This is a genomic window from Herbiconiux sp. FW305-C-125 (assembly GCF_058783455.1).
In genome coordinates, this window is sequence record NZ_JBYSYO010000004.1 from 94,896 (window position 1) to 107,806 (window position 12,911).

The 12,911-nt window shown below is 71.4% G+C and carries 10 protein-coding genes; 7 read left to right on the plus strand and 3 right to left on the minus strand.

Translation table 11 applies throughout. The features are described 5' to 3' along the window. Position 1: 1 nt before the first annotated feature. Positions 2-1,465: a MocR-like transcription factor YczR gene (gene yczR / locus AC3WLB_RS12375; protein WP_022895493.1), complete on the minus strand. Its 1,464-nt coding sequence runs from the start codon at positions 1,463-1,465 to the stop codon at positions 2-4. Positions 1,466-1,526: 61 nt separating this feature from the next. On the opposite strand from yczR, the gene yczE reads away from it, so the two are divergent. Genes yczE through AC3WLB_RS12390 form a run of 3 tightly spaced genes read left to right on the plus strand, consistent with a single transcriptional unit; the run spans position 1,527 to position 3,617 of the window. After that, positions 1,527-2,204: a membrane protein YczE gene (yczE, locus tag AC3WLB_RS12380; protein ID WP_492506357.1), complete on the plus strand. Its 678-nt coding sequence runs from the start codon at positions 1,527-1,529 to the stop codon at positions 2,202-2,204. After that, a complete protein-coding gene (locus AC3WLB_RS12385; RefSeq protein WP_492506359.1) occupies positions 2,173-2,523 on the plus strand; it encodes an L-rhamnose mutarotase in 351 nt (116 codons plus the stop codon). Before yczE ends, AC3WLB_RS12385 begins: the two co-directional genes overlap by 32 nt. Beyond that, positions 2,520-3,617 (plus strand): aminotransferase class V-fold PLP-dependent enzyme, encoded by a 1,098-nt coding sequence (locus AC3WLB_RS12390; RefSeq protein WP_492506361.1) that lies wholly within the window; start codon positions 2,520-2,522, stop codon positions 3,615-3,617. Before AC3WLB_RS12385 ends, AC3WLB_RS12390 begins: the two co-directional genes overlap by 4 nt. 78 nt (positions 3,618-3,695) lie before the next feature. Here the strand turns inward: AC3WLB_RS12390 and AC3WLB_RS12395 are convergent, their stop codons facing one another. Both AC3WLB_RS12395 and AC3WLB_RS12400 read right to left on the minus strand, forming a co-directional pair. After that, the gene (locus tag AC3WLB_RS12395) at positions 3,696-4,325 is read right to left on the minus strand and encodes an SGNH/GDSL hydrolase family protein (protein ID WP_492506363.1); all 630 of its coding nucleotides are present in this window, start codon (positions 4,323-4,325) and stop codon (positions 3,696-3,698) included. Next, entirely contained in the window at positions 4,322-6,592 is a 2,271-nt protein-coding gene (locus AC3WLB_RS12400; RefSeq protein WP_492506365.1) for an alpha-galactosidase, read from the minus strand. The genes AC3WLB_RS12395 and AC3WLB_RS12400 overlap by 4 nt, the downstream gene beginning before the upstream one ends. 217 nt (positions 6,593-6,809) lie before the next feature. Here AC3WLB_RS12400 and AC3WLB_RS12405 point away from each other — a divergent pair, with 217 nt between their 5' ends. From AC3WLB_RS12405 to AC3WLB_RS12420, 4 genes are all read left to right on the plus strand, one after another. Further along, positions 6,810-7,697, plus strand: a complete 888-nt coding sequence (locus AC3WLB_RS12405) for a carbohydrate ABC transporter permease (protein ID WP_492506367.1) — start codon at positions 6,810-6,812, stop codon at positions 7,695-7,697. Next, a complete protein-coding gene (locus AC3WLB_RS12410; protein WP_492506369.1) occupies positions 7,697-8,656 on the plus strand; it encodes a carbohydrate ABC transporter permease in 960 nt (319 codons plus the stop codon). Before AC3WLB_RS12405 ends, AC3WLB_RS12410 begins: the two co-directional genes overlap by 1 nt. Before the next feature lie 8 nt (positions 8,657-8,664). Beyond that, entirely contained in the window at positions 8,665-11,391 is a 2,727-nt protein-coding gene (locus AC3WLB_RS12415; RefSeq protein ID WP_492506371.1) for a glycosyl hydrolase family 95 catalytic domain-containing protein, read from the plus strand. A gap of 169 nt (positions 11,392-11,560) precedes the next feature. Next, the gene (locus AC3WLB_RS12420) at positions 11,561-12,901 is read left to right on the plus strand and encodes an ABC transporter substrate-binding protein (protein WP_492506373.1); all 1,341 of its coding nucleotides are present in this window, start codon (positions 11,561-11,563) and stop codon (positions 12,899-12,901) included. Positions 12,902-12,911: the final 10 nt, after the last annotated feature.

Sequence of the window (12,911 nt, forward strand, 5' to 3'; positions counted from 1 at the left end):
ATCAGACGACGTCGGCGTAGAGGTCGGCTGGGGGGACGGGGGCGTGGGTGAGGGTGCTGCTGCTCGCGAGCAGGGCGTCGAGGCCGCGCTCGAGCTCGTTGAGCTGATAGCCGATGGGGATGCGGAGGAACCGCTCGAACGCCCCGTCGAGACCGAAGCGCGGGCCGGCCGTGATGAGCACGCCGCGGGAGCGCGCCGCCAGGGCGAGTTGCGAGCTGATCGGTGCGCCGAGGTTCACCCAGGTGGCGAGACCACCGTGCACCCGGGGCACGCGCCAATCCGGGAAGCGCTCGCCGAGCATGCGGATGACCGTGTCGCGACCCTCTCGCAACTGGGCGGCACGCAACGCCAGCACCGGCTCGAAGTCGCGCAGGATGCGCGCCACCACCAGTTGTTCGAGCACCGGCGTGCCGAGGTCGCCCGAGAACCGGGCGCCGGCGAGCTTGCGGATGATGGCGGGATCGGCGCGGATCCACCCCACCCGCAACCCCGACCACACCGTCTTGCCGACCGAGCCGATCATCACCGCCGAGGCCGCCGTGGCCGCATCCGCGTAGGCCGCGAACGGCAGGAAGCGCTCGGGGCGGTCGATGTCGAGCTCGCCGGAGGTCTCGTCGGCGATCACGATCGAGCCCTGACGGGCGGCGGCGGCGAGCACCTGCTCGCGCAGCGCCACGGGCATCGATTCGCCCGTGGGGTTGTGGAAGTCGGGCATGAGGTAGGCCAAGGCCGGGCTGGTGCGGGCGAACGCCTGCTCGATGCCCGCGGCGTCCCACCCGTGCATCCCGTCGTCGTCGGCGCCCGCCGCGGCCACCGTCACCGGCACGAGCCGCGCGCCGGCCGCCTTCAGCGCCTCGTAGGCGTGCGGGTAGCTCGGTAGCTCCACCACCGCGCGGTCGCCCCGGCTGAGCAGCACGCGCGCGAGCAGGAAGATGGCGTGCTGCGCGCCGATGGTCACCATCACCTGCTCGACGCTGGTCGGGAGGCCGCGCTCGGTGTACCGCGCGGCGATCGCCTCGCGCAGCACGAGCTCACCGAACGGGTCGAGCCCGCTCGTGGTGAGCGACGCGGGGTAGTCGGCCAGCGCATCCTGGGTGGCGGCGAACAGACCGGGGTGGGCCGGCAGGGTGGCCTTCGAGAAGTCGATGAAGTCGCCCGAGACGTCGTGACCGCCCACAGGCGCCCGGCCCGGCAGCCGGGTGACGCTGCCCGAGCCGCGCACGCTCTGGGTGTACCCCGCGTCGCGCAGCTCGCGGTACGCCGCCGAGACCATGGTGCGGCTCACGCCGAGCGCCTGCGCGAGATCGCGCTCGGCGGGCAGACGCGTGTCGACGGCGATGCGGCCGTCGAGCACGAGCAGACGGATGCGGTCGAAGAGCGCCAGATACGATGGCCCGGTGGCCGGCTGACGCCAGTCGCCGAGCAGGGCCAGGAGAGAGCGGGTTCCGATACGCGCGTCAGCCATGAATCCACTCTAGCGATATTGGCTCCTTGAACGCAGGCCAATCTCGCGATTGGCTACCTTCATGAGCCACTACGCCGCCCCGCGCATCCTGCGACTGCTCGGCGGTCTGGTGCTGTACGGGGTGGCCGACAGTCTCATCCTGCGAGCGGCGATCGGCGTCGAGCCGTGGATGGTGCTCGCTCAGGGCGTCGACGCACACACCGGCTGGGGCATCGGCATCCTCACCAACCTCATCGGGCTCGGTGTGCTGCTGCTCTGGATTCCGCTGCGTCAACGGCCGGGCATCGGCACCCTGCTCAACGTGCTGCTGGTCGGAACGACCATTCAGGCCTCACTCTGGGTCATCCCGCCGATCGACCTGCTGTGGTTGCAAGTCCTGGTCTTCGCGGCGGGGTTGCTGCTGCTCGCGGTGGCCAGCGGCATCTACATCGGCGCAGCCCTGGGGCCGGGGCCGCGCGACGGGCTGATGACGGGCATCCACTCCCGCCTGGGCTGGCCGATCTGGCTGGCGCGCGGGCTGGTCGAAGGCAGTGTGCTGCTGGTGGGTTGGCTGCTCGGCGGCGACGTCGGCATCGGCACCCTGGTGTTCGCTCTGGCGATCGGACCGCTGTGCGGATTCACGCTGCGCTGGTTGGGCGCACTGGGCCGTTATGGCAGCAGCCGTTATGGCAGCATGAAGACGTTCGCCCCGACCACGAAGGACATCGATGCGCGTCGCCCTGCACTCCCTCACCCGTGACGGCCTCGAGTCGGGCTACGACGAGACCCACGCCACCATTCCCGAGGCGCTCGCCGCCCGGTTCGGCGAGATCGGCATCCGCGACTGGACCATCTGGCGCTCGGGGCGGCACCTCTTCCATCTCGTGGAGTGCGACGACTTCCTCGCCGCCATGGCGGCGCTCGAGGGCGACCCGGTGAACACGGAGTGGCAGGCGACGATCGGCCCGTTCGTCGATCACTTCGAGACGAACGGCTCGCGCGACGGCGACGCGGCACTCCCGGTGCCGCAGGTCTGGCGTCTGCGCAGCCAGCAGGAGGGCATCGCGGGCGACGCATGACGGGCGGGACCAACTCCGAGCTCGACCTCTACGTCAACCACGCGAGTTACGGGCCGCCGACGGCGGCCGTCGCCGAGACCGTGCAGCGGCTGCTCGCCACGGCGATGCGGCCCGGCCCGACGACGTCGGCCGAGCTGCACGGCGAGCACGAACGCGCTCGCGCCGCCGTCGCCCGCCTCACTAGAGTGCCGGTCTCGCGCGTGGCGCTCACCACGAGCACCTCGCAGGGGCTGCTGCAGACCGCGTTCGGGCTGGGCGGCGAGGTGCTGCTGAGCCGTGACGAGTTCCCGGCCAACGTGTACCCCTGGGTGCGCGCCGAAGCGGCCGGCCGGCTCCGGGTGCGCTCGCTCCCCGGCGCGGGCGAGTTGCTGCCCGTCACGCCCGAGCGCGTTGCGGCGGCGCTGACACCCGCCGTCACCGCCCTCGCGGTGAGCGCGGTCGACTTCCGCACCGGGTACCGCGCCGATCTCGCCGGCCTGCGCGCAGTACTCGGGCCCGAGCGGCTGCTCGTGGTCGACGGGATCCAGGGCTTCGGGGCGATCGAGACCGATTGGTCTCCGGTCGACGTGCTCGCGGTGGGCGGGCAGAAGTGGTTGCGCTCAGGCTGGGGCACGGGCTTTCTCGCGTTCTCCGAGCAGGGACTCGCGCGGGTCGAGCCGACGCTCGGCAGCTGGGCGGGGGCGGAGGACCAGGCCCGCTACGACGGCACGATCCATCCGCTCGTGGCCGGGGCGGAGCGGCACGCGGTGACGAACCTGTCGCCCTTCACCTCGGGATCGCTCGCAACGGCGCTGGAGGAGCTGGCGGCGGCCGGCGTGGCCGATACCGCCGCCCGCATCGGGTCCGCGGCCGGCACCATCGCCGACGCGATCGATGCCGCAGGGCTCACCCTCCTCTCGCCGCGCGAACCCGAGCGGCGCGCCGGCATCGTCGTGGCGGGCTACCCGGCGGGTGCGGCGCCCGAGGCACACGCGCGGCTCGCCGCGGCGGGGGTGTCGTCGACGCTGCACGGCGACAGCCGCATCCGGTTCTCGCCGCACGTGACGACCTCCCCGGCCGCCCTCCAGCGGCTCGCGGCACTGCTCCGCGGCTGAGTGCGGCTGGTAACTCTGCAAATGAAGAGGACCGACCCCGTATAGGGCGTCGGTCCTCTTCATTTGCAGGGTTACCGGTCAATCGGCCAGCAGGTGCCCGGCGTGCGCGAGCCAGATCGCCGCCATCGCCGCGTGCCCCTCCGCAGTCGGGTGCACCCCGTCGGACGCGAGTGCGGCGGCACCGGTCTCGCCGGCGAGCCGGGTGAGCTCGACGTCGGTGGGCACGAGCACTGCGCCGAACTCCTCGGCGAGGCGGTGCACGACCGCGATCTTCGGGTCGAGATCCTCGCGCCACCCCTCCTGCTCGGGTCGCACCGGGAGGAGGAACGGCTCCATCAACACGAGCGCCGGCTGCGAACGCTCCACAAGTGCGGTGAGCAGTCGCCGGTAACCGGCCTCGTAGTCCTCCGCGGAGGTGGGGTCGTCGCTGTCGTACCGTCGCCAGGTGTCGTTGATGCCGATCAGGATGCTCACCACACCGGCCTCGGCAGCGAGCACGTCGTCGGCCCAGCGCGCCTCGAGGTCGACGACCCGGTTGCCGCTGATGCCGCGGTTCAGCACCGCGCGGCCGGCGAGCTGAGGCGTGCCGGCGAGCACGCGCACATACCCCTGGCCGAGCCCCTCGGGGTCGTCGCGGCGCCCGCAATCGGTGACGCTGTCGCCCACGAAGAGCACGGAAGAAGAGGGGGAGGAAGTGGGTTCGGTCATGCCTCAACGCTCTCATCCGGAGCGGTCGCGGTGGCGGCGCCACGCGCATCCGTTCGCCGTACTTCGATCAGCAAGGTCTGCTGCGGGTTGAGAGTGGGCAGCGGAAGCCCCGCGACGGCCGCGACGCTGCCGGGCACCGCGACCCAGCCCTGCGCAGCCGCCTCGGCCCACCCGGGGTCGCGGGCCTCGTGCCGGCTCGGCCGGCCGAGGTCTTCGCGCAGCCGCAGCTCGTAGTGCGCCTCGGGGTCGAGGCCCGGCAGGCGCACCCGCCCCGACTGCCCGCCGGCCGAGGTCGCCACCCGCGACCACGCGAAGAGCGCCCGGCCGTTCTCGCCCACCACGCCGTGCAGGCTCGTGGCCGGGTCGGCCAGGTCGGCGTTCACCACGCGTCCGACGTGCACGAGCGAGCGGAACTCGCGGTACATCGCCGACCAGGTGGCGATCTGCTCGAGCTCCTCCTCGGTGCATCCGGTGAGGTCCCACTCGATCCCCGAGTGGGCGAACAGCGCGGTGGCGAGGCGGAACGGCGCCGACGTCACCCGCGAGGTGGTGTGCGCACGGGCGGCGCCGAGGTGGCTGCCGATGAGCTCGGGCGGCAGGAGCAGCGAGGTCCAGCGCTCGATCTCGAGCCGTTCGACCGGGTCGTTGCAGTCCGACGCCCAGACCCGGTCGGTGCGCTCGAGGATGCCGAGGTCGATGCGCCCGCCCCCGCCCGAGCAGGTCTCGATCTCGAGGTCCGGATGCCGGCGGCGCAACTCGTCGAGGAGGGCGTAGAGCGCCAGGGTCTGCCGCCGCACGCCCGGGCGGTCGCCCGCGCCGGCCGCCCCGCGGCTCACCGCCTCGGAGAGGTCGCGGTTGTGGTCCCACTTGATGTAGTCGATCGCGTACTCGCGCACGAGCAGGTCGATGCGCTCGAGGAGGTACTGCGACACCTCCGGTTTGCCGATGTCGAGCACGTACTGCTGCCGCGACGACAGTCCCACGCCTTCCGAGGGCGCGAGCAGCCAGTCCGGATGCTCGCGGGCGAGGTCGGAGTCGAGGTTCACCATCTCGGGCTCGAACCACAGCCCGAACTGCATGCCGTGCTCGCGCACCCGGCGCACGAACGGCGCGAGCCCCTGCGGCCACACCGCGGGGTCGACGTGCCAGTCGCCGAGACCGGCGTCGGCGTCGCGCCGGCCGGAGAACCAGCCGTCGTCGAGCACCACGCGCTCCACGCCCACGCGCGCGGCGAGGTCGGCGAGCCGGTCGAGCCGGTCGGCGTCGTGGTCGAAGTACACCGCCTCCCAGGTGTTGAGCACGAGCGGGCGGGCCGACGACGGATGCGCGGACCGCGCCCGCAGTCGCCGGTGGAAGCGCTCGGAGACGCCGTCCAGCCCGGCACCCGACCACGTGAACAGCACCGTCGGCGCCGTGTAGCGCTCGCCGTCGGCGAGCAGCACCTCGCCGGGTGCGAGCAGTTCGCCGCCGCCGAGCACTGACCGGAACGCACCGGCCCCTTCGGGCAGCTCCTCCACCAGGGTGTGCTGGTTGCCGCTCCAGGCCACGTGCATGCCCCACACCTCGCCGTGCCGGAAACCGAATCCCGGCGTGCCGACCAGGGTGAGGAAGGGCGAGTCGTGCCCGGGCTTGCCACGGCGGCTCTCGCGCCGGTGCGCGCCGAAGCGCACGGGCGTGCGCTGCAGCGAGCGCTCGCGGCACCATTTGCCCGCGAAGTCGGCGATCTCGCCGGCCCGTTCGGGCAACGGGAGCAGCGCGTCGAGGCTGGCGAGAGCATACGGTTCGGCGGAGCCGGGGGTGCCGACCGAGAGGTCGCGGGTGAGGTCGAGGTCGACCGCGAGCACCCCGTGCGGGTCGAGGGTGTAGCGGATGCGCGACCGCATCGCCGTGACGGCGTCGACGAAGCGCAGCTCGAGCGCGCCGCCGGCGCCACCCGTCCCGTCGCGATCGTCGCCGCCCGTCACGTCCCACCCCGCCAGCACCGGCCGCGGCGTGGTGCGGGTGCCGCCGGCGTGACCCGACTGAGCCGGGGTGCCCGACCAGCCGTCCCGCTCGGTGGGCCAGGCCGAGAAGACGCGCGGCGCATCCGGTGAGTTGTTGAGCTGGGCGGGCTGCGCCGTGCTTCGCAGAGCGCGCAGGTCGGCGCCGTCGAGCGGCCCCAGATCCGCGCCCCAGTGCAGCACCTGGGGCACCGGAGAGGTCAGTTCGACGGCGAGCGACACCCCGGCCGCGCGCAGCACAATGACGGCTTCCTCGCCGTGAGTCATGTCGGAAATCCCTCGTTCGCAATTACTTGACATTGTGAATAAATCATCTCTAGTCTGTCCGTGCAAGTGCAGATCCGGAAATCGTCCCCCCGCCATTCGGGATTTCCGGCCGAGACGAACCGGCGGAACAGGTGGATCAATGGTGATCGCGAGATCAACAGCGGCAGGGCCGGCGAGGCCCTCCCGCGCCGACCGGAAGCGCGACCGGCGCGGCTCCGTGAACGCGAAAGCGCCCGCGCACCGCGGTGACGCGAAGCTGGCGTGGCTCTTCATCGCGCCGGCTCTCATCGGGTTCCTGGTGTTCGCCGCCTACCCCACGCTCCGCGGCATCTACCTGAGCTTCACCGACTTCAAGGTGCTCACGCCGCCGAAGTGGATCGGGCTCGACAACTTCGTGAAGCTGCTCGGCGACGACGTGTTCTGGAGCTCGCTGCTCGTCACCGTCTACTTCGTGCTGCTCTCCGTCGCTCTCGGGCTCACGCTCTCGATCATCACCGCCGTGGTGCTGCATCGGCTCACCGCGTCGACCGTGATCCGCGGCCTCATCATCCTGCCGTTCCTCATCTCGGGCGTCGTCGCAGCGACGGTGTGGTCGTGGATGCTCGACACCCAGCTCGGCATCATCAACATCGTGCTCGAGCACCTCACCGGTCAGAGCATCCAGTTCCTCACTTCGCGGGCCTGGGCCATCCCGTCCATCGCCATCATCAGCGTGTGGAAGTCGCTCGGCTACACCGCCATCATCATCTTCGCGGGGCTGCAGACCATCCCGCCGACCATCTACGAAGCGGGCCGGATCGACGGCGCGAGCGAGTTCCAGATGTTCCGCCGCCTGACCCTGCCGCTCCTGCGGCCAATCCTCGCGCTCGTCGTGGTGCTCAACGTGATCGGCGCCTTCCAGGTGTTCGACATCGTGCAGGTCGCCACGAAGGGCGGCCCCGCGAACGCCTCGAACGTGCTGCAGATGTACATCTACAGCAAGGCTTTCGGGCAGTTCGACTTCGGCTACGCCTCGGCGATGTCGCTCGCGCTCTTCGCGGTACTCATCGTCATCACCTTCCTGCAGATGCGCCTGTTGCGCGCGAGCGAATCGGACACCGACTGATGACCACCACCACTGCCGCCCGCCCCCGCCCCACCGCCGCTTCGCCGGCTGCAACGGCCCACCCGGTAGCCCGTCGGGCCCGACGCCGCTTCAGCCTCGGCCGCGCCGTCGCCTGGACCTACATCGTGATCGTGCTGTTCGTCACGATCTTCCCGTTCTACTGGATTCTGCGCACCGCGCTCTCGAACAACTACTCCCTCATCACCGACCCCGCTTCGCTCGTACCCACCGGGTTCACGCTCGGTGCGTTCCAGCGGGTGCTCGGGCTCGCCACGCCCGAGCAGGCCATCGCCGAGGGCGGCTCGGGAGCATCGATCGAGATCGGCCACTTCCTGCTGAACTCGGTCATCTACGCCACCCTCTCGACGGTGCTGATCGTGTTCTTCTCGGCGCTCGCCGCCTACGCCTTCGCCCGACTGCGCTGGCGCGGCCGGGAGCTGATGTTCAGCCTCTTCCTCACCGCGTTGATGGTGCCGGGCATCCTCACGCTGCTGCCGAACTTCGTGCTGGTGAAAGAGCTCGGGCTCCTCAACACCTTCGCGGGCATGATCTTGCCCACCGCGCTCTTCTCGGCGTTCAACATCTTCTTCCTGCGCCAGTTCATGCTCGGGCTCAGCACCGAGACCGAGGAGGCGGCGCTGCTCGACGGGGCCGGGCGCATCAGGGTGTTCTTCCAGATCACCCTGCCGATGTCGTCGGGGCCCATCATCACGCTGTCGATCCTCGGGTTCATCACGGCCTGGAACGACTACTTCTGGCCCCTGCTCGTCACGAGCGACGACAGCGTGCAGCCGCTCACGCTCGCGCTCGCGGTGTTCAAGCAGTCGTCGCCGCAGGCGGCACCCGACTGGGCCGGCCTCATGGCCGCAACCCTGGTGGCCGCGCTCCCGATGCTGGTGCTCTTCATGGTGTTCGGCAAGCGCATCGTGAACTCCATCGGCTTCACGGGCATCAAATGAGCGAGCGGATGTCGCGGCGCGACGCCTTCGACGACACCGACCCCGGTACCCTGCGATTGTTCTGGCCCGCTGCGGCGGCCGATTTCACCGAGGCCATGCCGCTCGGCAACGGGCGCATCGGCGCCATGGTGCTGGATGGGGCCACGGGTCGCGTGCAGCTGAACGACTCGACGGTCTGGTCGGGCACGCCGGCCGGGCCCGCTCGGGCGCTCGACGCGGTGCTCGCCGCCGGGGCGGGGCCGGCGCGGCTCGCCGAGGTGCGCGCCGCGCTCGACGCGGGCGACCGGCGCACCGCCGAACGGCTGCTGATGAGCTTCGAGGGGCCGTACTCGCAGGAGTTCCTGCCGCTGGCCGACCTCGATGTTGCGCTCTCGACGCCGGGCCGGCCTGATTCGCCGATCGATTCTCTCGGGCGCGAGCTCGACCTCGACCGAGCGCTGGCGACCGAGCGGATGCGCGCGAGCGGTACCGACATCCGCCGACGCACCTGGGTGTCGGCCCCCGACAGGGCGCTCTGCGTACTGGTGGAGGCGGCCCCTTCCGCGGCGGCGGGCACCAGGGACGCGGGCACCACGGACACGGCCGGCGATCCCGGCACGGGCCCCGCGGATGGCGCGGGCGGCGATCCCGGCACGAACTCCGCGGACGGCTCGGCCGGCACCGCGGCGGAGGCAGTGGGCGCGGCGGTCGGCCACGGCACCACGCTCGGGGGTCTGAAGTCCGGCAGCTTCGATGCGCGCATCCGGCTCAGCACTCCCCTCCGCGAGGCGGGCAGCTGGGCGACACGGTCGGGGATCTCGATGGGGGTCGAGATCCCGATCGATGGCGCCCCGCTGCACGAGCCCGACGAACCCGCCCACCGCTACCGCTCCGACGCCAACGCCGACGCGGCGATCGAGGACGACTTCGATCCGTTCGCCGCCGTGCACCTCATGTTCGACACCGACGGCACCGCCGAGATCGTCGACGGCACCGTCGTCGTGCGCGGCGCCACCCGCCTGCTCGCGGTGCTCTCGACGGCCACCCGCGCCGAGTCGTGGTGGAACGCGGGCGAACCCGGGGCCGGAGACATCCGCGACTCGCGGGCTGCCATCGAGACGCGGGCGCAGGAGCGCGCGGCCGCCGCCCTCGCGCGCGGTGCGGATGCCCTGCTCGCGCGACACCTCGACGACGTCGAGACACTCGCCGGCCGCACGCGCATCACGATCGGCAGCCGCAGGGCCGGGTCGTGGGACGTCGCGGCCGAGGTGCTCCGCGGTGACGACGAGGCCCTGCGCGCCACCGTCATGGCCGCATTCGGGCGCTACCTGCTCATCGCATCCTCACGCGCCGGCAGTCCGCCCGCCAACCTCCAGGGCATCTGGAACGACCAGCTGCGCCCCGCCTGGTCGTCGAACTACACCATCAACATCAACACCCAGATGAACTACTGGCCCGCCGACGTCACCGGACTGCCCGAGTGCTTCGCTCCCCTCCCCGAACTCCTCACGAAGCTCACCGTCACCGGCGGCGCGGTCGCCCGCCGGCTCTACGGTGCCCGCGGCTGGGTGGCCCACCACAACACCGACCCGTGGGGCTGGGCGCTCCCGGTCGGCAACGGTCACGGCAATCCCAGCTGGGCCATCTGGATGATGGGCGGCGTCTGGCTCACGCACAACGCCTGGGACCACTACGCCTTCACCGCCGACCCCACTTACCTGCGCGACACCCTCTGGCCCCTCCTGCGCGGCGCCGCCGAGTTCTGCCTCGATTGGGTGCAGAATGCTCCGGACGGCTGGCTGCGCACCCTGCCCTCGACCTCGCCCGAGAACCTCTTCCTCGGCCCGGACGGGTCGCCGGAGTCGCTGAGCGAGTCGGTGACCATGGACGTGTTCCTCATCCGCAGCCTGTTCCGGCGCACCCGCCGCGCCATCGCGCTGCTCAGGGCCGAGACAGAGGCCGCGGCCGCGGCCGGGACCGCGGCCGACCTCGCCGCCCTCGACCGCGAGCTCGCCGCCGCCCTCGACCGCCTCCCCGACCCCGGCGTCACCGCCGACGGCCGCCTGCGCGAATGGCACGACGACGAGACCGAGCACGACCCGCTGCACCGCCACCTCTCCCCCGCCGTCGGCCTCTACCCGCTCGACGAGATCGACCCCGAGCAGTCGCCCGAACTCGCCGAGGCGACCCGCCGTTTTCTCGACGGCCGCGGCCCCGGCGCCATGGGCTGGTCGTGGGCCTGGAAGATCGCGCTGCGCGCCCGGCTCGGCGACGGCGAGACCGCGCGGGCGCTCCTGGCCGAGGCCACGCATCCGTTCGAGCGCGACGCCAGCCGGTTCGCCCCGGTCGACGGCTCCGAGTGGGGCGGCCTCCTGCCGAACCTGTTCAGCACGCATCCGCCGTTCCAGATCGACGGCAACTACGGCTTCACCGCCGCCATCGCCCAGATGCTGCTGCAGAGCCACGGATCGGCCGTCACCCTGCTCCCCGCCCTCCCCGCGGCCTGGCGCGACGGCGAGGTAGCCGGCCTCCGCGCCCGCGGCGGCCTGGCGGTCGATCTCCGCTGGGCCGGTGGCGCGCTCACCGCGGCCCGTGTACACAACCTCACCGCGAACGAGGTCACGGCAGCCGTTCGCCACGGCGAGAGCGTCGCGACCGTGACCCTCGCCGCGCACGGCACGGCAGAGCTCGAGCAGCTCGTCGCGCCCACCCCGCCCGCCCCGGGCGGAGAACGAGTTCCGGCGGTCGCCCAGTGACCGGGGTACGACCGTGGTCGCGGGCATCCGCTCCGCGACCTGCCCTGGGCGGCCGCCGGACACCAGACGTACCCCAGCACCACATCACCCTCGGACTCCGCGGAGCGGCCGGGCGCACGACGTCGCGCGCCGCCGCCCCGCGGGAGCCCTGACGAGAAGAGAGAGAAGCATGAAACTACAGCGCATCATCGCCATCGCGGCGGTCGCGGGAGCTGCGGCCGCACTGAGCGCCTGCTCGAGCGGAGCCGGCGGCTCCACCGACAGCGCCGGCGGCACCGTGAACTGGTGGACCTGGGACGAGAAGCAGGCCGCCTCGTACGAGAAGTGCATCCCCGGCTTTCAGGAGGCCAACCCCGGCATCGACGTGAAGATCTCGCAGTACGCGGTCGACGACTACTTCACCAAGCTCACCGCCGGCTTCGTCTCGGGCAGCGCGCCCGACGCCTTCCAGAACAGCGTGCCGCTGCTCGGCGCCTATGCCGGGCAGGGCCAGATCATGGCGCTCGACGACCTCATCAAGGACAACGACTTCGACCTGTCGAAGTTCGCGGTGGGCGTCGACTCGTGGAAGTACACCGACGGCAAGCAGTACGGCCTGCCGCTCGACTGGGCCTCGGCCGCGTTCTACTTCAACGAGCAGGCGGTGGCGGATGCGGGGCTCACCGACGACGACCTCGCCACCATGACCTGGAACCCCGACGACGGCGGCAGCTTCGACACGATCGTCGCCCACCTCACCATCGACGAGAACGGCGTGCGCGGCGACGAGCCCGGCTTCGACAAGACCAAGGTCGCCACCTACGGCATCGGCAGCCTCGGCTCGGGCGACTTCAACGGGCAGACGTCGTGGAACGCGTTCGCCTCCTCGACCGGCTGGCGCCTCGGCGACAAGCCCGCCTGGCCGTCGCAGTTCGAGTACGACGACCCCGACTTCGTGAAGACCATGGACTACGTCTCGTCGCTCGCCGAGCGCGGCTTCTCGCCGGCCTTCGGCGCGTTCACCGTGTCGGGCACCGAGCAGCTCGGCTCGGGCAAGGTGGCCATGGTCGAGGGCGGCTCGTGGGATGCGACCACCTTCGCCAAGCTCACCGACCTCAAGGTCGGCATCGCCCCGACGGTCGAGGGCCCCGACGGCCGGTCGGTCATCAGCAACTCGAACGCCAACAACATCTACTCCGGCACGAAGAACCTCGACGCCACCTGGAAGTGGGTCTCGTACATGGGCTCCGAGGACTGCCAGTCGGTGGCCGGCGCCGACGGCACCTTCCTGCCCTCCATCGCCTCCTCGATGCAGGCCGCGGCGGATGCGCAGCTGAAGCAGGGCGTCGACCTCTCGGTCTTCACGAACGCCCTCCAGAACGGCGAGGTCTACCCGGCCCCGCCGACGGTGAACGGGCAGGAGATCGTCGACACCATCCAGCCGTTGTTCGAGGCCTACTTCTCCGGTGAGCGCGGCGACGACGTGTTCCCGGAGATGACCGAGAAGACGAAGGAGATCCTGAGCGAGTAGTCGCCCAGGT

Excerpts from the sequence above, each read along its gene's own strand:
- yczR (WP_022895493.1), bottom strand. The coding sequence starts at position 1,465 with ATGGCTGACGCGCGTATCGGAACCCGCTCTCTCCTGGCCCTGCTCGGC.
- yczE (WP_492506357.1), top strand. The coding sequence starts at position 1,527 with ATGAGCCACTACGCCGCCCCGCGCATCCTGCGACTGCTCGGCGGTCTG.
- AC3WLB_RS12385 (WP_492506359.1), top strand. The coding sequence starts at position 2,173 with ATGCGCGTCGCCCTGCACTCCCTCACCCGTGACGGCCTCGAGTCGGGC.
- AC3WLB_RS12390 (WP_492506361.1), top strand. The coding sequence starts at position 2,520 with ATGACGGGCGGGACCAACTCCGAGCTCGACCTCTACGTCAACCACGCG.
- AC3WLB_RS12395 (WP_492506363.1), bottom strand. The coding sequence starts at position 4,325 with ATGACCGAACCCACTTCCTCCCCCTCTTCTTCCGTGCTCTTCGTGGGC.
- AC3WLB_RS12400 (WP_492506365.1), bottom strand. The coding sequence starts at position 6,592 with ATGACTCACGGCGAGGAAGCCGTCATTGTGCTGCGCGCGGCCGGGGTG.
- AC3WLB_RS12410 (WP_492506369.1), top strand. The coding sequence starts at position 7,697 with ATGACCACCACCACTGCCGCCCGCCCCCGCCCCACCGCCGCTTCGCCG.
- AC3WLB_RS12415 (WP_492506371.1), top strand. The coding sequence starts at position 8,665 with ATGTCGCGGCGCGACGCCTTCGACGACACCGACCCCGGTACCCTGCGA.
- AC3WLB_RS12420 (WP_492506373.1), top strand. The coding sequence starts at position 11,561 with ATGAAACTACAGCGCATCATCGCCATCGCGGCGGTCGCGGGAGCTGCG.